Here is an 18376-nt window from a genome sequence, read left to right on the forward strand (position 1 = left end):
AATCTCAGGAATCCGGAAACATACCGCCAGCCCACCGGCCGACATGACGGGAGATGAATTCCGGCAGCCACTGGACAGCCGTGGCCACACCGTTACACTCGTCGAATGCCAGTCCCCACATTCTTGGTTATCGGTGCGATGAAATCCGGCACATCCAGCCTGCACGACTATCTGGGCCAGCATCCGGACGTCTTCACCACACGGCGGAAGGAGCTGGATTTCTTCTGCCGCAAATACCAGCGCGGGCTGCCGTGGTACGAGGCGCAGTTCGCCCGCGCCGCCGATTCCAAGGCCGCGGGCGAATCAAGCCCCAACTACCTCAAGGCGCATATCTGGCCCAGAACGGCCGCCCGCATCCACCACGTCGTCCCGGATGCGAAGCTCATCTGCGTCCTGCGCAACCCGATCGACCGGACCCTGTCCAACTACCTGCACGACGTGCGCCGGGGACGGGAGAAGGGCTCGTTCTCCGAGCAGCTCGCCACCGACAGCAAGATCCTCATGACCTCCCGGTACGCCTGGCAGCTCGAGCGCTACCTCGCGCTGTTCGATCCCGCCCAGATCACGCTGGTCGGAACGGAACGACTCGCCCGAGAGCCACAGCAGGTCCTGACGCATCTGTTCCGCTTCATCGGCGTGGACGACGGCGTCGCCGTCGACACCGCACGGCGCTCCAACGTCACCGCATCCAGACTGGCGGCATCGGGCCGCACGGTGCCGGACGACCCGGCACTGGTGATCGACGACAACGGCATCTCTCTGACCGACACCATGCGGGCGCGGCTCGCCGAGATCTTCGCCCCGGACGTGGCACGCCTGAGTGAGCTGTGGCCGGACGCACCGCGCTGGGATCTTGCCTGACCACCGCCGGTCTCCCCGCCCCATCCCGCCACAGACCCTGAGGAGAACAGATGAAGTTCGACGACGTCGAAGACGTCATCGCCGGCGTCCAGTACATGAAGACCGAGCAAGGCAGGCTTGTCTACGACTTCCTGGTGGAGAACAAGCTCGGCCGCATCCTCGAGCTCGGCTTCGCTCACGGCAAGTCCACCTGCTACTTCGCCGCGGCGGCGGACGAGATCGGCGGCGACGCCCACGTGCTGACCTTCGACCGGGACTCCGCCCGCCGGCGCGATCCCAACATCCACGAGTTGCTCGAACGCACCGGACTCACCGAGCGCGTCACGCCGGTCTACGCGGAGACGTCATACACGTGGGACCTGATGAAACTGCTCGATCAGGACCCGCAGCCCAGGTTCGACTTCGCCTACATCGACGGCGGGCACACCTGGGACGTCAGCGGCTTCGCGTTCTTCCTGGTGGACCTCTTGCTGGCACCGGGCGGATGGGTGCTCTTCGACGACCTGGACTGGACCCTCGGCGGCTCCAAGCACATGCGCAAACAGCCCTGGGTGAAGGAGCTACCGGAGGAGCAGCGTCGCACCCCGCAGGTGCGCAAGGTCTTCGAGCTCCTGGTCCGGACCCATCCCGGCTACGTCGACGTCCACGAGCGCGACGGCTGGGGCTGGGCCCGCAAACGACCGGACACCACCCGGATCAGCGATCGCGGAACAGGCAAGCGCGGCTTGCTCAGCGCCCTCAAGCCATCATCGCCCTAACAGTGAACGATGGAGCCACACAGCGGAGCCTAGGCGATTCGCCGGACCACTTCCCTGATCTGCGCATTCAGACCGGCCGCCGGCGAAATCCGATTGTTGTGGCGTGGTCAGACTCGCTACGCTCGGACGCCGTGACTGGCAGTGCAGGGCCCGTGCGTTTCGGCCATCTCGAGTTCAATTCTCCCATCGCCACATGGCGCGTCGAGCGCCTTGTGCGCGAATTGGCCGGTGCCGACCCGAGGATGGTGGTCGATTTCGGTTGTGGCCTGGGGGCGCTGCTACGTCGGATCGCGTCGGCGGCTCCGCAAGCGCGATGCCTCGGCGTGGATATCGATGCCGAATTGCTGGAATCAGCGCGGAAGACGACCGCAGATACGGGTCTGGATGATCGGGTGAGCTTCGTGGAGGGCGATGCCTCCGGCTGGGAGGGTCCAGCGCCCGATCTGGCCGTGTGTATCGGCGCCTCGCACGCGTGGGGGTCTACTGATGCCGCGTTGTCGGCGTTGGCCGGCTTGGTGGAGCCGGGCGGGTGGGTGCTCTTCGCCGACGGATTCTGGGAACGACCGCCGACAGACGCCGAGCTCGCCTCGATGTGGGAGGGCACGTCAGCCGACGATTGGCACGACCTGGCAGGACTGACCGATTCGGCGATCGCGGCAGGACTGCGGCCGATGCGTGTCGAGGCGGTAGAGCGGTCGGAATGGGACGATTTCGAGTCGGGTTTTCTGGCAGACATGGAGTCGTGGCTGGTCGAGCATCCCGGCGATCCGCGCGCTGACGAAATCCGGGCGCGCGCCGACGCACATCGGGGCTATTGGTTGCGCGGGCACCGCGGCCTGCTCGGGTTCGCATACTTGACCCTGCGGCGACCGGTAATGTCACGCGAGATCCACGGGACACCTAGCCCACACGCCGTACCGCTCGGCTGATCCCCTCGTCCAGCGCGGCCGCGAGTGACGACGAGTACCGGCCGGTGAGGTGGTGCCTGTCCTGCCACACGATCACATTGCCGATCACCGCCGGACACCGTCCGTCCGGGCAGATGTAGTCCGTCATGTCCACCCAGGTGATCCCCTCGGTCCGCTCTCGTGCCAGCACGTCCGACCGGCCGTTGCGATTCAGGTCGCTCAACGCGTCGGACTCGCACTCGTGCAGCGCATCGGGATTCTCGGCCACACATTCGGGAGTGGCGAAGGTACGCCACGGCGTATCCCGGATCACCACTACCTCCGCTCCACCGTCCCTGATGGCCGACCAGGTCCGTTCCAGCCCGTCGGCCAGCACCTCGTCATTTTCGGTCTCTCCTAGGGTGCCGTCGTCGCTGTAGGCCTCGCGGGCGTTGCTCGCACTCAGGACGACGACATCCGGCCGATCCGGCCCGGTGAAGACGTCCATGAGCCGGGCATTCCATTCGTCGCACGAGATGTAGGGCTCGCCGCCCCGCGCAAGCGTCACGTCGGAGAGCGCGCACGCGGACTTTGTGTACGTCTCCAGCCGCCACCCATGTGACGACGCGACTCTCTGCAGCGCGGGCTGCCACTGCGCCGCGTGTGAGTCACCGGCCAGTGCGATCTCGATCTCCGAGTCCGGATCGCCGTAGACGCAGCTGACCAGCTCGCTCGCCCTCTCTTGCTGGTGACAGCCGTCGGCGTAGACATCCGCGGCATCATCGACGGCCGCCACCGGATCGAGCGCGACATCGGCGACGACCGCGCGGCCACCATGCATCAGCGCCGCCGCTCCGGGGGCTTCCTCTTCGGACGGGTACGACACCGTCGGCACGGCCGACGCGACGACGACAGCGGCGCCGACGCCGACGGCCGTGCATGCCGTCCCCAGCCCGGCCGCTCGCCACGACGAGCCGGCGAAGAACCGTCCATGGTGGATCGGCTCCTCCACCACCCTGTAGGTCAACCACGCCGGGACCACCGAGAACCCCGCCGCCAGCACGGCGACCGGCCACCACAGTGTGCCGTCGTCGCGTCCCCACACCGCGGCGGCCGCCACCAGAACCGGCCAGTGCCACAGGTAGAGCGAGTACGAGAGCGCACCGACGTCGCGCATCACCGGCAGGTTCAACGCACGGCACGCGGTGTGCTCGCTCGTACCGATCCCGGCCGTGACCACAGCCGCGGCGCCGAGGGTGGGGACCAGCGCGGCCACCCCCGGGAACGCCGTCGTCTCATCGAACGTCACTGCCGCCCAGGTGATCGCTGCCAGGCCCGCCCAACTCAATGCTTCGGCTGGTACGCGGGGCAACCGGGCGAGACGGGGCGCCACGATCGCCAGGGCCGCACCGAGCGCCAGTTCCCAGGCACGCGTCGTCGTCACGAAATAGGCACGCCCCGGTTCGGCTTCGGTCAGCCAGGCCGACCAGCCCAGGGAGCATGCACCGAGCAGCAGAACGGAACCGAACATCGCTCGCCGGGGGCGCCATCCGCGGTGCCGCGCGATCGCGATCACCGCGATCACGACCAGCGGCCAGCCGATGTAGAACTGCTCCTCGACGGCCAGCGACCAGAAGTGCTGAACCGGGCTCGGGGCCGACTCCGCGGCCAGGTAGTCCACCGATTCCTCGGCGAGCCGCCAGTTCATCACATACATCGCGCCGGCGAGCAGGTCCCAGGCGATGGACGGCCAGCGGGTGACCGGCAACACCACCAGCACGGCCACCGCGACCGCCGTCAGTGTCACCGTCGCGGCCGGCAGTAGCCGCCGTACCCGGCGTGCCCAGAAGCGCCGGAGGTTCAGCCGCCCGGTGCTCTCCACCTCGCGGATCATCAGGCCGGTGATCAGGAACCCGGAGATGACGAAGAAGACGTCCACTCCCACGTATCCGCCCTGGACACCGGGGATGCCCGCGTGGAACGCCAGCACCAGGAGCACCGCGACGGCGCGCAGGCCCTGGATATCGCCCCGAAAGCCGGCGGCGCCCGGCCGACGTCTACGCTCGGCCGGGATGGCAGGCGGAACGGGAGCAGGCTGGGCTGCCGGCATGGTGGTGCTCCCCATGGTCACTCAACGGTCGGTCATGTCGGACCGCCGCACCGTAACCGAGCAGCCTTTCCAGGATGTTTCAGCGTGATCGGGGAGCTTTACCCGCCCGGAACACGCCCGGGCGTGGTGCTATGGCCGGCCTAGGCCCCGGTAGGTCCATCCCGCTGCGCGCCACGCCTCCGCGTCCAGGCAGTTCCGGGCGTCTATCAGGTTGCGGTCGTTCACCACGGCGGCGACGCGTGCCGGGTCGAGCTCGCGGAATTCCGTCCACTCCGTGAGGTGCAGGATGACGTCTGCACGTCGGCACGCGTCCATCGCGGATGGGGCGTACTCCAGCGTGGGGAAGATCTTCTTCGCGTTGTCCATGCCTTTCGGGTCGTATACCGCCACATGCGCCCCTTGCAGGTGCAGCCGTCCGGCAACGTTCAACGCCGGCGAGTCACGCACGTCGTCGGAATCGGGCTTGAACGCCGCGCCGAGCACGGCCACCCGTCGCCCGACCAGCTGGCCACCGATCATGTCCCGGGCGATCTCCGCCACCCGTTCGCGCCGGCGCAGGTTGATCGCATCCACCTCGGCCAGGAAGGTCAGCGCGTGCGAGGCGCCGAGCTCGCCCGCGCGGGCCATGAACGCCCGGATGTCCTTCGGCAGGCAGCCGCCGCCGAACCCCAGACCGGCGTTGAGGTACTTGCGTCCGATGCGTACGTCGTGGCCGAGCGCATCCGCCAGCTTGGTGACGTCCGCACTGGCGACCTCGCAGATCTCGGAGATGGCGTTGATGAAGGAGATCTTCGTCGCCAGGAACGCGTTCGCGGAGACCTTCACCAGTTCCGCAGTGGGCAGGTCGGTCACCACCACGGGACTGCCGGCCGTGATCACGTCGGCGTATAGCTCCCGCAGCGTGACCTCTGCGTCGGATGTGGTGACACCGAAGACGAGCCGGTCCGGCCGGAGCGTGTCCTGCACGGCGAACCCCTCCCGCAGGAACTCGGGGTTCCAGGCGAGCTCGACGTCGCTGCTGGCCGGTGCCAGCTTGGTCAGCCGGTTGGCGAGTCGTTGCGCGGTACCGACCGGCACCGTCGACTTGCCGACCACCAGACACGCGCCGGCCAGGTGCGGCGCGAGCGCATCGACGGCGAGATCGACGAAGGTCATGTCGGCGGCGAGCCCGTCCGCACGCTGCGGGGTTCCGACGCAGATGAAATGCACCTCCGCGTCCGCCGCTTCGGCGTAATCGGTGCTGAATCGCAGCAGCCCGGTCTCCGCGTGCTTCTTCAGCAGCTCGTCGAGACCCGGCTCGTAGATCGGCGCGCGCCCGTCGCTGAGCGCGGCCACCTTGTCCTCGTCTACGTCGATTCCGACGACGCTGTGTCCGAGCTCGGCCATTCCCACGGCATGGACGGCACCCAGGTAGCCGGTGCCGATGACAGATACGCGCACGGTTGAAGGCCCTTTCTCTGCTGAGCCGCTATTCGGTGAGTGTTGTCCTACGATGCGCCGGACGGTACCACGTCGATGTTTGCGTCCATGTTGCATCGCGGACCGGCCCGCTCAGCCGTGGCCGGGCGACCCTGACCCCTGGAGTCTCTCACCGCCGAGTATCGCGCTCCCACATCTGTCCGACAAGGTCGTGGCCGAAACTGTGGTGGGGGGCTTCCTCCACACATCGGAAGCCGGCCTTGAGGTAGAGGCTCCGGGCCGCGGTGAGCACGTCGTTGGTCCACAGCACGATCTTCGCGTATCCGGCTGCCCTGGCGAAGTCGATGCATTGCTCCACCAGTCTCGCGCCGAGCCCGGCGCCGCGGGCGGCCGGCTCGACGAGCAGCAGCCGCAGCTGCGCCGTCTGGTCGTCCCGGCGCATGCAGAACACACACCCCGCCGGCGAACCGTCCACCTCGGCGATCCAGCCGCTCTCCCGGCCCCGGTCGGTTCGCTCGCCATACTCGGCGATGATCCGCGCCACGTACGCCTCGAAGGTCTGATCCCAGCCGTACTCTTCTGCGTACAACGCACCGTGCCGCTGCACGACCCAGCCCAGATCCCCGGGACGCAACGGCCGGATGACATGGGTGCGCACCGCCGGGCCACCGTCCTCGGATACGTTCTCCCCCAGCACGTCGGTGATCGTGGCGAACGCCCGCACCAGCCGCTCCTGCTCGCTCTCGTCGAGCCGGGCCAGCATCCGTTCCGCCTGCAGGTTCGAACGGGCATTCAACGTCTGGAATGCATCGCGGCCGGCCTGGGTCAGGCTGACCGTCTGCCGCCGCGCGTCCTCCCGCGAGCGTGCGCGCTCGATGAGGCCCGACTTCTCGAAGCGTGCGAGCACGCGGCTGAGGTGCGCGGGGTCGATGCCCAGCGCGGCGCGGACATCGGACACTTCGCTTCTCTCCCGCTGCGCTAGCTCGAAGATGACCCGGGATTCGGTGAGGCTGAATCTTGTCTGCAGCAGGCCCTGGTCGAGTAGGCCCATCTGCCTGGTGAAGAACCGGTTGAACCGCCGTACGGCCGCCACCCGAGGGTCGGCGGCCGTGGCTGTGATCGTCGCCATATTTGATATAGTCAAGTATTTCCTTGACGCCGTCAAGTATCGGTGCGACGCAATGTGTCGGCCAGCCGGGAGAAGCCGTCCTGGCCGTGCCCGTCCTTGATGGCACGGTCCGCCACCGCCTTCGCGGCCTCCAGCACACTTGGGTCGATATCGCGGCTGCGCGCGGCATGGATGATGTGTTCCATGCCGGCGGCATTCGAGACGATCGTGGAGTCGTCACCCGGGTAGCTGCCCCGGTCGACGTCCGATGCGAGCTCGGGCGTGAGCTGCCCGGCCAGGGCGAGGATGCCCTGCATGCGTTCGGCGATCTCGGCGCCGGCGATGCCCTCCGCCTCGGCCAGCGCGAGAGCGTGCACGACACCGCTCATCGCGGTCCAGAAGGTGTCGAGCAATGCGACGTCGTACGCCGCCGCGCGTCCCGGGTCAGTGCCCACATGCGCGCCCGTGCCGCCGAGGCTCGCCAGGGTGGACCGGTTGGACTCGTACACCTGCTCCGGGCCGCTGTAGAGGAAGACCGCATCCGGTCCCCCGATGGTCACCGTCGGGGTCATGATCGCGCCGTCGATGTAGTCGATGCCCCGTTCCGCCGCCCAGGCGGCGAGTTCGCGCGCCCGGTCGGGCGTGTCCGCGGTGAGGTTCACCAGCGTCTTGCCGCGCAGGCTCTCCGCGACCGGCTCGACAATGGCCCGCACCGCGTCGTAGTCGATCACGCAGACCACGGTCAGAGGGCTCGCCGCGACCGCGTCCGCCGCCGACCCGGGCGCGACGGCTCCCTTCTCCACCAGCGGCGCCGCCTTGCCGGCCGTCCGGTTCCACACGGTCGTGCGGTGTCCTGCACGTACGAACGCGCTCGCGAGCGCCGTGCCCATCGGTCCGAGCCCCAGGACCGTCACCGGAGTGTGCTCTGTCATCGTCTGTGCTCCTTCATTCATTGATCAGGGTCAGTCCAGCGCCTGCGGATGCGGACGGATGGCACTCTGCGCGAGTGCGGTCACCATGAACGTGATCGGCTCGTCGCCGTGGCCGGCGTTGACCACCCGGTCGGCCAGGCTCGCCGCGGATCGCAGGACGCTCGCGTCCAGGCCGTATGACTGGGCGGCGCGGATCACCCGCTCCATCTCCCCCACCCCGGCCGCGACCGTCGGCTGCGTCCCTCCGCCGGTTCCCGCCTCGACGGCACCGGCCATTCCGGCGACGGCGTCGCGCGCGGCCTCCAGCGCTTGCTCCGCAGCAGTGAGCAGGTCCGCCACCGACGTCCCCGAGGCGTGCCCGAGCGCGACGGCGTGGGTGAGGCCGACCATGGCGGTCCAGAAGGTGTCCAGCCACGCCATCTCGCGCCCGATGTCTGGCGGCGTCGCAGGCCGATGGTCGCCCGACCCGGGGGCGTGTGGCGCCAATGCTTGGGCCGTCATGGTGGTGTGGCTCCCCTCCGCAGCGGCGTGAACCGACCGGATGCCGGTTCACGCGGTCACGAGAAGAGCCTTGGCCATGCCGCTCACGATTCGCTGGTGTCGCGCTGACGACCCGCTGACGAGCGTCGGCGATGGACGTCTGGAGGCGCGAAGCTAGACACGCGCCGCCGGCGAGCGCGCACCGCCGCCCGCATCGGCCCGGTGGACGGCCGCCGACGTCAAGGCGTTGCGCCGGCGACCGCGCATCCAGTAGAGGTGAACGCCGAGCGCGCTGACCCACAGGCTCGCGACCAGCGCGATGCCGCGCTGCAGTACACCCACCCAGCTCACCAGCGCCGGCGAACTCATCAACAGGAAGAGCCCCAGGGTCAGACCACCGCTGACCGCGGAGGGAATGCGCAGATGACGCCATCCCTCGCTGCGTTTCGCGCTCCGCGAGATCAGCAGCTGAGACGCGCCGGCGACGACGAACGTGGTCGCCGCCACCACATCGTGAACGGCGTGGTAGCCGGATATCTCCCCCATGCTCACCTTGAACGAGCAGGTAGGCAGCTGCACGCCGCAGTCGTGCCGCATGATGCCGACCAGCATCACGCCGAGCCCGCTGGCGAGAACACCAAGGGATCCGATCCGGCCGAAGGTGTCGTTCAGCGACAGGATCAGCCCTGCTCCCAGCGAGATGACGCTCAGTCCGAACACCACGAGCGCGAGGATCATGATCCACGCGTCGACGGCTCCGACCGCGGCAAGCGAGCTGATGTAGTCACTGCGCGGGTTGTAATGGTCCTGCAGACGTCCGGCGATGAGCCAGCCGAGAGTGAAGATCAGGGCGCCCCCGATCGACGCCATCGCGATCCAGGTGAAGATCGTCCGCGTGCGGGACCACTGAGCCAACCGCGCCACCATGAAGAACTGCTCACCCCATTCATCAAGCCGCCGGCGTGCCTCTTCACGGCCGATCAGCCGAGGATCCCCAGAGCGATACCCCAACCATGAGATCACGAAACTATAACACAACGGTCACACTTTGCGTTACCTTTGGAGGATTCGCGCCCGGGCTGTTCGTGCCGCAAACCCGCGGGCATAGGCGCCGACCACGTTCGACGGCGGCTCAATGGGGTACGCACTACGGCGCAAGCACGGAACGCCCACAGGAGGTTTGATGTCCGCACCCACCCGCACGGTGATCGATGTGATCGTCGAAGATCACCGCGAAGTTGAAGAACTGTTCAAGCAACTGGAGTCCACATCCGACTCCGAGCAGCTGCGCCAGCTCGCCGACCAGGTCATCGCCGAACTGGTTCGGCACTCCGTGGCGGAGGAGCAGTACCTGTACCCAGCGTTCCGCGAGCATCTCGATGACGGAGACGAGCTCGCCGATCACGAGATCAGCGAGCACTCCGAGATCGAGGAGACCCTGAAGGAGCTCGAGTCGCTCGACGTTACCGAAGAGCGATTCCAGACGCTGGTGCGCGAGCTGATCTCGGAGGTGCGTCACCACGTCGAGGACGAGGAGAACGACGCATTGCCTCGGCTGGAGAACGCCTGCGGCCGGGACGAACTGATCGAACTCGGCCAGAAGGTCGAGCAAGCGAAGCAGAGCGCGCCGACGCGGCCGCACCCCAGTGCTCCGGACACGCCGCCGTGGAACAAGATCCTCGCACCAGGTGCCGGATTCGTCGATCGGGTCCGCGACTCATTGGCCGGGCGCCAGACCGGTTGAGGAGAAGACCCATGCCGAAGAAACTCGATGTCGTCGAGCTGATCACGCAAGACCACCGGGAAGTCGAGCGGTTGTTCGAGCTGATGAAGGAACACCCCGAACAGCGCCCCCTACTGCTGCCGGTGATGACTTCGCTGCTTATGGCGCACAGCCGAGCTGAGGAGATGCACGTCTACCCGGCCGCCCAGCAGGAGGCCGGTGAGAACGACGAGATCGCGCACAGCCAGGAAGAACATCAAGAGGCCGAGCAGATGCTCGAGCGCCTCCAACACGTCGATCCGATGTCGTCGGACTTCGACCGGCTGCTCAGCGAGCTCGTGAACGCCGTGAACGAGCACGTCCAGGAGGAAGAGAACACAGTCCTTCCCGGGATGCGCGAGCGGCTCAGCGATGAGCGACGCGACGAGCTGGCCGATGCCTTCGTGGCCGCACGGACGGAGCATCTCGGTGCCCGGCCCGGCGAGGCCACCAAGGAAGAACTGGCGCGGCAAGCACAGAACGCCGGGGTCAGCGGCACGTCGTCGATGAACAAGTCCGAGATCTCCGACCGGTTGCGCGGAGACTGACCGAAAAGAGACCAAGAGGAAGGCGAACATGCCACGTCCAGGAAGCCACCAGTACGACGTCAAACGTGCCCGGCTCCGCAAGGAACTGGAAGACGAGGGCGTAGCAGCAGACCAGGACGCCGACGAAGAGGCGAACCGCCGCTTGCAGGAAGACGAGGATCTGCGTCCCGTTCAGCGCACCGACCGTGCTGAGGGACCCAAGGGCGAACGGTAGGTGTCATGGCGACGTTCTTCGACCATCTGGCCCGCGGCGCCCTGGCCGGTGCGGCCGGGACCACCGCGCTGAACGCGACCACGTACCTCGACATGGTCGCACGAGGCCGACCGGGCAGTTCGACACCCGAGAAGACGGTCGAGCGGACGGCCGATTCGCTGGGCACGTCCATACCGGGCGACTCCGAGGCGCGGCAGGCGCGTGCCTCCGCGCTCGGGGCGCTGCTCGGTATCGTCGCCGGCGTCGGCACCGGTGCGGCGCTGGGGGCGATGCGGGCCGCGGGCCGGCCACGATCACCGGTGACGACGGTTCTCGCCGCGTCGGCGCTGGCCACCGTCGCAGGCAACGCGCCGATGAGCGCGCTGGGCGTGACCGACCCACGCCGCTGGGCACCTGCCGACTGGGCCGCGGACCTGGTTCCACACCTGGTCTACGGTGTGGTGGCCCAGGTCACGCTGGATCGCCTCGATCCGAGCAAGCGGCGGGTCCGCTTGCTCCGCCGCGTCCGGGGCGGCCGCTCCATCCGGCCGCGCCGGTGAGCCCGAACAGGGCCGAGCCGGCCCGCGCGTGGCGGCGCGGAGCCGGTACCGGTCTCTCGTAGGCTCAGCAGTCATGGTCGCCCGTCACGTGTTCCGTTCGAGCCGCATGCCGGCGTCGGTCGAGGGCGTCTTCGCCTGGCACGCTCGTCCCGGCGCCATCAGCCGGTTGACCCCGCCCTGGCAACCGGTCCGGGTGGCCGAGGAGGCGCTGTCGCTACGCGACGGACGGGCGCGGTTGCGCCTACCCGGCGGGCTGACCTGGGCGGCGGCACACCAACCGGACGGTTACGACCCTCCCCGGCAGTTCGTCGACCAGCTCGCCTCGTCGCCGTTCTCCCGGGTACTGAGCTGGCGGCACACCCACGAGTTCACCCCCGACGACGGTGGCACCCGGGTGACGGACGTCGTCGAGACGAGTGTTCCCGAGGCCGTGCTGCGGTCGATGTTCCGCTACCGGCATGCTCAGCTCGCGGAGGACCTCGCCGCGCAGGAGCGCTCTCGCCGCTGGCAGACAGATGCGTTGACAGTGGCGATCACCGGCTCCAGCGGTCTGGTCGGCACGGCCGTGGCGGCGCTGCTCAGCACCGCGGGGCATCGGGTGATCCGATTGGTGCGCCGGTCACCCCGCGGCCAGGACGAGCGGCAGTGGAATCCGGAGAGCCCGGACACCGACCTGCTGGCCGGTGTGGACGCGGTCATCCACCTGGCCGGAGCGTCGATCGGCGGACGGTTCACCGAATCGCACAAGCGGGAGATCCGGGACAGCCGGATCGGGCCGACGCATCGGCTGGCCCAGGCCGCGGCGGCCGCGCCGAGCGGACCTCACGTCTTCGTCTCGGCGTCGGCGATCGGTTTCTACGGATCCCACCGCGGCGACGAGTTGCTCACCGAGGATCACGAACGCGGCGACGGTTTCCTCGCTGACGTCGTCGCGGACTGGGAGGCCGCGACGGCACCCGCGGCCGGCAGCGGTATCCGGTGTGTCCAGGTCCGCACCGGCATCGTGCAGACACCCCGGGGCGGTACGTTGCAGCTGCTGTATCCGATGTTCTTCGCCGGACTCGGCGGGCGCCTCGGGGACGGCACGCAATGGCTGTCGTGGATCGGCATCGACGACCTCGCCGACATCTACCTGCGTAGCGTATGCGACGCCGACCTCCACGGTCCGCTCAACGCGGTTGCGCCGACGCCGGTCCGTAACGCGGAGTACACCCGAACCCTGGCACGTGTCCTGCGCCGGCCCGCGCTCGTCCCGGTGCCCGGGCTCGGCCCACGGCTGCTGCTCGGGCAGGAAGGCGCCGAGGAACTGGCGCTGGCCAGTCAGCGGGTAGCGCCCGGCGTGCTCGCCGGCGCGTCGCACGTGTTCCGCCATCCCGATCTGGAACACGCGCTGCGGCATGTGCTCGGGCGACTGAGAGCTACCGACGCTCCGCAGACGGCACACTGACGCGCGACTCTCCCCGACCGCCACTGGCGACGTGCGCCCGGACCGACAACCACGGATGGCCGCGCCTGTGCGATGCGTGCGCCCAGGCGCGGCCATGCGGTCCTGCGACGGTCAGCTCCGCAGGAAGGTCAGCAACGCGTCGTTCACCTCATCCGCGTGGGTCCACAGCAGCCCGTGCGGCGCCCCTTCCACCTCCACGTACGTCGCCTGCGGCAGCAACTTCCGGAACGGCCTGGCCGTCGCGTCGATGGGAAGGATGTTGTCGGCCGTACCGTGCAGGATCAATGTCGGCACGTCGATCTTCGGAATGTCCGCGCGGAAGTCGGTGCTCCACGTCGGGACGGCCGCACTGGAGGCGTACCACGACGACCCTGCCGCGACATTCCAGCTGTTGCGCAGCGCCTCTTCGGACAAGCGCGACCCCAGCGTCTCATCGGTGTTGTAGAAGCCGGCGTAGAACTCGGTGAAGTAGGCATAGCGGTCCTGGGTCACGGCTGCGTAGATGCCGTCGAACACCTCCTGCGGCACGCCGTCCGGATTGTCGTCGGTCTTGAGCAGGAACGGCTCGAGGGAGGCGAGGAAGGCCGCCTTGGCCACCCGCTCAGATCCGTACGTGCCCAAGTAGCGCCCGACCTCGCCGGTACCCATGGAGAAGCCCACGAGGACGACGTCATGCAGGTCGAGCGTCTCCAGGACCACCTTCAGATCCGCCGCGAAGGTGTCGTAGTCGTAGCCGGTCGTCGGCTGGCTGGACTGGCCGAAACCCCTGCGGTCGTACGTGATCACGCGATAGCCCTCCCTGAGCAGGGCGGCCGACTGCTTCTCCCACGAATGCCCATCCAACGGATAGCCGTGGATCAACACGACAGGCTGTCCGGTTCCGTGGTCCTCGTAGTAGAGGTCGATGCTGGTGCTGTTCTCGGTTCCCACCGTGATGTACGGCATGGTGAACTCCTTGCGGCGAGTGGGAGAACGGTCGTTCTCCGCGATGTCTCGTATAGTAGAGAACGTGCGTTCTCGCGTCAAGTCGCCCGCCTGACATCGTCCGTCTCGGGTACTGCGACGACGTTGGGTGGAGGCGGCGACGCGGCGACACGCCTCACCGCTCCGCGAGACCCTGCGGACGTTTGCCTCTGCAGATAAGGAAGGATGGGACCTGTGCACCCGCAAAGCCCGCCAGCAGAATCCGCCGGGACCGGAAGACGGACTCGGATCGATGACGACGCGGCGCGGGAACGTGCTCTCCAGGCCGCCGATCGGCTCTACTACAGCCGTGGGATCCAGGCCGTCGGCATGGACGACCTACGGGCCGAGTCCGGGCTGTCGCTCAAGCGGCTCTATGCACTGTTTCCGTCGAAGGAAGCGATCGTCGAAGAAGTGCTGCACCGCCGACACGACACGTGGGTACAGGGCGTCACCTCCGCCGTGCAGCTGGCGCACTCGCCCCGCGAGCGCTTGCTGGCCATCTATGACTTTCTCGGCCGCTGGTTCTCCGACGACGACTTCCGCGGCTGCGCATTCATCAACTCGTTCGGCGAGCTCGCCGGCGTCGTTCCGCGGGTCGCCGAGATCGTCCGCGACCACAAGACAGACTTCCAGCGATACGTCGCACAACTCGTCGCCGACGCCGGCGGCTCGGCCGACCTGGGTCCACAGCTCGTCCTCCTGGCCGAGGGCGCCCAGGTGACGGCCGCCATCGCCGGCACACCCGAGGCAGCCGGCCATGCGCGCCGCGCGGCCGAGACACTCATCGACGCCGACCTCAACGTCGGTGTCCGCGCATAGCAAGATCACTACTCGACGGAGGTAGCGTGCTCGACATCAGCCTGCTCACGTGGGCGCTGACGATCGGACTGATCGTCGTCCTGCTTGCGGTCGATCTGATCATGGCGGCCGCCAGGCCGCACCGGGTCAGGTTCCCCGAGGCCACCGCGTGGTCGGTCTTCTACATCCTGGTCGCCGTGCTCTTCGGCGTCTGGTTCACGGTTCAGTACGGCGGAGACTTCGGCACGGAGTACTTCACCGGCTACATCGTCGAGAAGAGCCTCTCGGTCGACAACCTCTTCGTCTTCGTGATCATCATGACGACGTTCGCCGTGCCGGAGGAGCACCAGCACATGGTGCTCACCTTCGGCATCATGCTGGCGCTGATCATGCGAGCGATCTTCATCGCCCTCGGCGCGACCTTGATCTCGCTCTTCTCCTTCATGTTCCTGCTGTTCGGACTGCTGCTGATCTATACCGCCGTACAGTTGTTCCGGCATCGCGACGAGGATCCGGACATCGAAGACAACGCCGTGGTCAAGGCGGCGCGGCGGGTCCTGCCGGTGACTCGCGAGTACGTCGGAGGCAAGCTCGTCACCCGGATAGACGGCCGCCGGATGGTCACGCCGCTGATGATCGTCCTGCTCGCCATCGGCAGCGTCGACCTGCTGTTCGCACTCGACTCCATTCCTGCGGTGTTCGGCATCACCCAGGAGACCTACATCGTCTTCACCGCCAACGCCTTCGCGCTGCTCGGTCTGCGGGCGCTGTACTTCTTGGTCAAGGGCCTCTTGGACCGCCTCGTCTACCTGTCGGTCGGGCTCGCCTTGATCCTGGCGTTCATCGGAGCCAAGCTGATCCTGCACTGGGCACACGTCGATATCGACGACCGGATCCCCGAGGTGGCCACGGAACTCAGCCTCGTCGTCATCGTGGTCGTTCTGGCCATCGTCACCGTGGCGAGCCTCATCAAGACCAAGCGTGATCCGGAGGCGAAGGCCCACCCCGGCTCGCTGCGAGCTCACCGCACGACGATCGGCACAAACGACAGCGACGAGCCACAGGACGAGCAGAGCTGAGCCCTTCAGCTCGCCGGAGCGACGTCCTCCACATCGCGTATGCGCCGGAGTGCGCGATAGACCGGTAGGGGCGCGAGCATGATCATCGCCGCGGCCACCCACAACGTGCCGCGCGTCCCGACGACCTCACCCAGGACGCCGCCGAACAGCGCACCGAGCGGGAAGGCCGCCATGATGATGACGCGCATGGTCGCGTTCACCCGACCCAGCATCTGGTCCGGGCACACCCGCTGGCGCAGACTCAGGCTGCCTATGGCGTAGACGATCTGGCCGAACTCGCCGGCCGCCATGCCGACGAAGAGCAACACGACAAGCCACCCTGGCTGCGCCAGCGGCATGACCAGCCCGACCGGTCCGGTCGCGGCCAGGACCAGCCAGAGAATCCGAGCGGAACCGACCCGCCGGGCCAGCCGTGGTGTGCACGCCGCACCGACCATGGCGAATACGGCGCCGAGCGCAACCACGACACCGATCGCGGTCGGTGACAGATGGAGCGTTCTGGACATGAAGATGAAGGTCACGGCGGAGGCGATCGCGAAGGCGAGGTTGCTCACGGCGCTGGTGAACGCCATGGCCGACAACACCGGATGCCGGCCGACGTAGCGCAGACCTTCACCGACCTCGTGCCGCAGTCGGACACCGGAGGTGGGCTTTTCGACGGGCCGCTCCCGGCCACGGATCGCCGCCAACGACGCGGCGGAGATCGCGAACGTGAACGCCTGGATCAGCACGACGTGTGCGGCACCGATCAGCGCGACCAGCCAACCGCCGAGTCCCGGTCCGACGATCTGCCCGGAGGCGCGGATCGTCTCCAGGGCCGAGTTGCCGGCCAACACGTGGTCCTTGCCGACCACCGACGGCAGGTAACTCTGGTAGCCGATGTCGAAGAAGACCCTGGCGACGCCGCTCAACAGCGACACCACCACAAGCTGAGTGATGGTCAGCGCATCGAAGGCGGCGGCGAGCGGAATGCTGCACAGCAGGGCAGCCCGGATCAGGTCGCTGGCGATCAGGACGGGACGGCGATGCACACGATCGAGCCAAGCCCCGGCGGGCAGCCCGATCAGGGCGAACGCGAGTGTGGCCGAAGCCGTCACCAGTCCGAGCTCCAGCGGCGAGGCGTCGAGGGTCAGCACCGCGAGCAGTGGGATGGCGACACCGCTGATCTGGGCACCGAACTGGCTGGTGGTCTGCCCTAGAAGCAGGAGTCGAAAGTCGTAGCGGGCGAAGAGCGAGTCACCGGGCACGGTGAACCTCCGTTGAGCTGGTTGCGGGCGGAAACCCCGCCCGTCAGCTCCGAAGGCGTCGCTACGGGGGGTCGACATTACCGACCCGGCCCCGCTTGGTCAATCCGTGCAGAGTGCGCAGAGTGGACGCACATGGATCGTTGACAACCTTACGTTGTACGGTTACCTTACGACGTACGACTTACGTTGTATGGCTGACAGGAGCCGGAGTGATGAAGGCATTCGTATTGTCCTCCTATGGGCCCCCAGACGCGTTCCGGCTGGCCGATGTCGAGATGCCCGTGCCCGGCGACCATGAGGTTCTTGTCAAGATCCGGGCGACATCTGTCCAGCCATACGACTGGCACCACATGCGAGGCGAGCCCTACGTCGCACGCCTGATGCCGGGCACGCTCGGACTGCGTCGGCCGAAGATCCGCATCCTGGGTGCGGACATCGCCGGACACGTCGAGGCGGTCGGTCCCCGTGTGACGGAGTTCCGCCCGGGCGACCAGGTGTTCGCGCTGCTCAAGCAGGGCGGCTTCGCCGAGTATGTCAGCGTCCCCGAGCACGAACTCGCGCCCATGCCCCGGAACCTGTCGTTCGAACAGGCCGCCGCCGTGCCGCTGGCTGCGAACACGGCGTTGCTAGGGCTGCGGGACCAGGGACGCATCCAGCCCGGACAGTCGGTGCTGATCAACGGCGCCTCCGGCGGCGTCGGCACGTTCGCCGTACAGATCGCCCAGGCGTTCGGCGCCAAGGTGACCGGCGTCTGCAGCACCCGCAACATCGATGTGGTGAAGTCGCTCGGTGCGGACGACATCGTCGACTACACGACGACGGACTTCACCCGGACCGGGCGGCGCTATGATCTCCTGCTTGACATCGCCGGCGGCCATTCGGCTCGCGCATGCCGGCGGGTGTTGGACCGCACGGGCAGCCTTGTACTCGTCGGCGGTCCGGCCGGCCGGTGGGTGCAGCCGGTCGGACACATATTCTCCATGCTCGCCGTCGCTCCGTTCGCGTCGCAACGCATGCTCGTGACCATGGTGGACCGGTGTAAGGAGAACAAGCGGAACCTGGCCACCCTGACCGAGCTCATCGAGGACGGCCAGGTCACCCCCATGATCGACCGTCAGTATTCGTTCGACGAGATCCCTGCGGCAGTCGCGTACCAAGAACAAGGTCACGCTGCCGGGAAGGTCGTCGTCACCGTATGACCTCAGGCGCCGTCACACACAA

General features: G+C 67.6%; 19 protein-coding genes. 11 read left to right on the forward strand and 8 right to left on the reverse strand.

Features of this window, described 5'->3' with window-relative positions; genetic code table 11:
- Positions 1–105 precede the first annotated feature (105 nt).
- The 3 genes from G1H10_RS14845 to G1H10_RS14855 all read left to right on the forward strand — a co-directional run bounded on the left by G1H10_RS14845 (position 106) and on the right by G1H10_RS14855 (position 2548).
- Positions 106–861: a sulfotransferase family protein gene (locus G1H10_RS14845; RefSeq protein WP_163739053.1), complete on the forward strand. Its 756-nt coding sequence runs from the start codon at positions 106–108 to the stop codon at positions 859–861.
- A gap of 50 nt (positions 862–911) precedes the next feature.
- Positions 912–1619 (forward strand): class I SAM-dependent methyltransferase, encoded by a 708-nt coding sequence (locus tag G1H10_RS32405; RefSeq protein WP_163739056.1) that lies wholly within the window; start codon positions 912–914, stop codon positions 1617–1619.
- Between the two features lie 131 nt (positions 1620–1750).
- A complete protein-coding gene (locus tag G1H10_RS14855; RefSeq protein ID WP_216853277.1) occupies positions 1751–2548 on the forward strand; it encodes a class I SAM-dependent methyltransferase in 798 nt (265 codons plus the stop codon).
- Here the strand turns inward: G1H10_RS14855 and G1H10_RS14860 are convergent.
- The 6 genes from G1H10_RS14860 to G1H10_RS14885 form a co-directional block, all read right to left on the reverse strand.
- The gene (locus tag G1H10_RS14860; protein ID WP_163739063.1) at positions 2520–4631 is read right to left on the reverse strand and encodes an acyltransferase family protein; all 2112 of its coding nucleotides are present in this window, start codon (positions 4629–4631) and stop codon (positions 2520–2522) included. The two genes, G1H10_RS14855 and G1H10_RS14860, sit on opposite strands and share 29 nt — an antisense overlap.
- A 114-nt stretch (positions 4632–4745) precedes the next feature.
- Entirely contained in the window at positions 4746–6056 is a 1311-nt protein-coding gene (locus G1H10_RS14865; RefSeq protein ID WP_216853278.1) for a UDP-glucose dehydrogenase family protein, read from the reverse strand.
- A gap of 148 nt (positions 6057–6204) precedes the next feature.
- Entirely contained in the window at positions 6205–7164 is a 960-nt protein-coding gene (locus G1H10_RS14870; RefSeq protein ID WP_163739070.1) for a bifunctional helix-turn-helix transcriptional regulator/GNAT family N-acetyltransferase, read from the reverse strand.
- Positions 7165–7196: 32 nt separating this feature from the next.
- Positions 7197–8075 carry an NAD(P)-dependent oxidoreductase gene (locus G1H10_RS14875; protein WP_163739073.1) on the reverse strand — a complete coding sequence of 293 codons (879 nt, stop codon included), beginning with the start codon at positions 8073–8075 and terminating at the stop codon, positions 7197–7199.
- Positions 8076–8105: 30 nt separating this feature from the next.
- Positions 8106–8576 (reverse strand): imine reductase family protein, encoded by a 471-nt coding sequence (locus G1H10_RS14880; RefSeq protein WP_163739076.1) that lies wholly within the window; start codon positions 8574–8576, stop codon positions 8106–8108.
- 153 nt (positions 8577–8729) lie between these two features.
- Positions 8730–9578, reverse strand: a complete 849-nt coding sequence (locus G1H10_RS14885) for a DUF998 domain-containing protein (RefSeq protein WP_163739079.1) — start codon at positions 9576–9578, stop codon at positions 8730–8732.
- 157 nt (positions 9579–9735) lie between these two features.
- Between G1H10_RS14885 and G1H10_RS14890 the strand changes: the two genes are divergently transcribed.
- The 5 genes from G1H10_RS14890 to G1H10_RS14910 all read left to right on the forward strand — a co-directional run bounded on the left by G1H10_RS14890 (position 9736) and on the right by G1H10_RS14910 (position 13065).
- Positions 9736–10299 carry a hemerythrin domain-containing protein gene (locus G1H10_RS14890; RefSeq protein WP_376778616.1) on the forward strand — a complete coding sequence of 188 codons (564 nt, stop codon included), beginning with the start codon at positions 9736–9738 and terminating at the stop codon, positions 10297–10299.
- Positions 10300–10310: 11 nt separating this feature from the next.
- Entirely contained in the window at positions 10311–10865 is a 555-nt protein-coding gene (locus tag G1H10_RS14895; RefSeq protein ID WP_163739085.1) for a hemerythrin domain-containing protein, read from the forward strand.
- Positions 10866–10893: 28 nt separating this feature from the next.
- Positions 10894–11079 carry a hypothetical protein gene (locus G1H10_RS14900; protein WP_163739086.1) on the forward strand — a complete coding sequence of 62 codons (186 nt, stop codon included), beginning with the start codon at positions 10894–10896 and terminating at the stop codon, positions 11077–11079.
- A gap of 5 nt (positions 11080–11084) precedes the next feature.
- Positions 11085–11618, forward strand: coding sequence for a hypothetical protein (locus tag G1H10_RS14905; RefSeq protein ID WP_163739089.1), 534 nt, complete (start codon positions 11085–11087; stop codon positions 11616–11618).
- Between the two features lie 73 nt (positions 11619–11691).
- Positions 11692–13065, forward strand: coding sequence for a TIGR01777 family oxidoreductase (locus tag G1H10_RS14910; RefSeq protein WP_216853279.1), 1374 nt, complete (start codon positions 11692–11694; stop codon positions 13063–13065).
- Between the two features lie 111 nt (positions 13066–13176).
- Here the strand turns inward: G1H10_RS14910 and G1H10_RS14915 are convergent, their stop codons facing one another.
- On the reverse strand, positions 13177–14010 hold the full coding sequence (locus tag G1H10_RS14915) for an alpha/beta fold hydrolase (protein WP_163739092.1): 834 nt from the start codon (positions 14008–14010) through the stop codon (positions 13177–13179).
- Between the two features lie 213 nt (positions 14011–14223).
- On the opposite strand from G1H10_RS14915, the gene G1H10_RS14920 reads away from it, so the two are divergent.
- Both G1H10_RS14920 and G1H10_RS14925 read left to right on the forward strand, forming a co-directional pair.
- The gene (locus G1H10_RS14920; RefSeq protein WP_216853280.1) at positions 14224–14850 is read left to right on the forward strand and encodes a TetR/AcrR family transcriptional regulator; all 627 of its coding nucleotides are present in this window, start codon (positions 14224–14226) and stop codon (positions 14848–14850) included.
- A gap of 26 nt (positions 14851–14876) precedes the next feature.
- A complete protein-coding gene (locus G1H10_RS14925; protein WP_163739099.1) occupies positions 14877–15908 on the forward strand; it encodes a TerC/Alx family metal homeostasis membrane protein in 1032 nt (343 codons plus the stop codon).
- Positions 15909–15913: 5 nt separating this feature from the next.
- Here G1H10_RS14925 and G1H10_RS14930 read toward each other — a convergent pair whose 3' ends face one another.
- Positions 15914–17155 carry an MFS transporter gene (locus G1H10_RS14930; protein ID WP_216853281.1) on the reverse strand — a complete coding sequence of 414 codons (1242 nt, stop codon included), beginning with the start codon at positions 17153–17155 and terminating at the stop codon, positions 15914–15916.
- A 212-nt stretch (positions 17156–17367) separates the two neighbouring features.
- Between G1H10_RS14930 and G1H10_RS14935 the strand changes: the two genes are divergently transcribed.
- Positions 17368–18354, forward strand: a complete 987-nt coding sequence (locus G1H10_RS14935; protein WP_163739105.1) for an NAD(P)-dependent alcohol dehydrogenase — start codon at positions 17368–17370, stop codon at positions 18352–18354.
- Positions 18355–18376 lie beyond the last annotated feature (22 nt).

It is taken from the genome of Phytoactinopolyspora halotolerans (assembly GCF_010550675.1).
GTDB classification, from domain to species: domain Bacteria; phylum Actinomycetota; class Actinomycetes; order Jiangellales; family Jiangellaceae; genus Phytoactinopolyspora; species Phytoactinopolyspora halotolerans.

What these genes read in the sequence shown, in the direction of transcription:
- G1H10_RS14845 (WP_163739053.1), top strand. Translation starts at nt 106, where the DNA reads ATGCCAGTCCCCACATTCTTGGTTATCGGTGCGATGAAATCCGGCACA.
- G1H10_RS32405 (WP_163739056.1), top strand. Translation starts at nt 912, where the DNA reads ATGAAGTTCGACGACGTCGAAGACGTCATCGCCGGCGTCCAGTACATG.
- G1H10_RS14860 (WP_163739063.1), bottom strand. Translation starts at nt 4,631, where the DNA reads ATGGGGAGCACCACCATGCCGGCAGCCCAGCCTGCTCCCGTTCCGCCT.
- G1H10_RS14870 (WP_163739070.1), bottom strand. Translation starts at nt 7,164, where the DNA reads ATGGCGACGATCACAGCCACGGCCGCCGACCCTCGGGTGGCGGCCGTA.
- G1H10_RS14875 (WP_163739073.1), bottom strand. Translation starts at nt 8,075, where the DNA reads ATGACAGAGCACACTCCGGTGACGGTCCTGGGGCTCGGACCGATGGGC.
- G1H10_RS14880 (WP_163739076.1), bottom strand. Translation starts at nt 8,576, where the DNA reads ATGACGGCCCAAGCATTGGCGCCACACGCCCCCGGGTCGGGCGACCAT.
- G1H10_RS14895 (WP_163739085.1), top strand. Translation starts at nt 10,311, where the DNA reads ATGCCGAAGAAACTCGATGTCGTCGAGCTGATCACGCAAGACCACCGG.
- G1H10_RS14900 (WP_163739086.1), top strand. Translation starts at nt 10,894, where the DNA reads ATGCCACGTCCAGGAAGCCACCAGTACGACGTCAAACGTGCCCGGCTC.
- G1H10_RS14905 (WP_163739089.1), top strand. Translation starts at nt 11,085, where the DNA reads ATGGCGACGTTCTTCGACCATCTGGCCCGCGGCGCCCTGGCCGGTGCG.
- G1H10_RS14910 (WP_216853279.1), top strand. Translation starts at nt 11,692, where the DNA reads ATGGTCGCCCGTCACGTGTTCCGTTCGAGCCGCATGCCGGCGTCGGTC.
- G1H10_RS14915 (WP_163739092.1), bottom strand. Translation starts at nt 14,010, where the DNA reads ATGCCGTACATCACGGTGGGAACCGAGAACAGCACCAGCATCGACCTC.
- G1H10_RS14935 (WP_163739105.1), top strand. Translation starts at nt 17,368, where the DNA reads ATGAAGGCATTCGTATTGTCCTCCTATGGGCCCCCAGACGCGTTCCGG.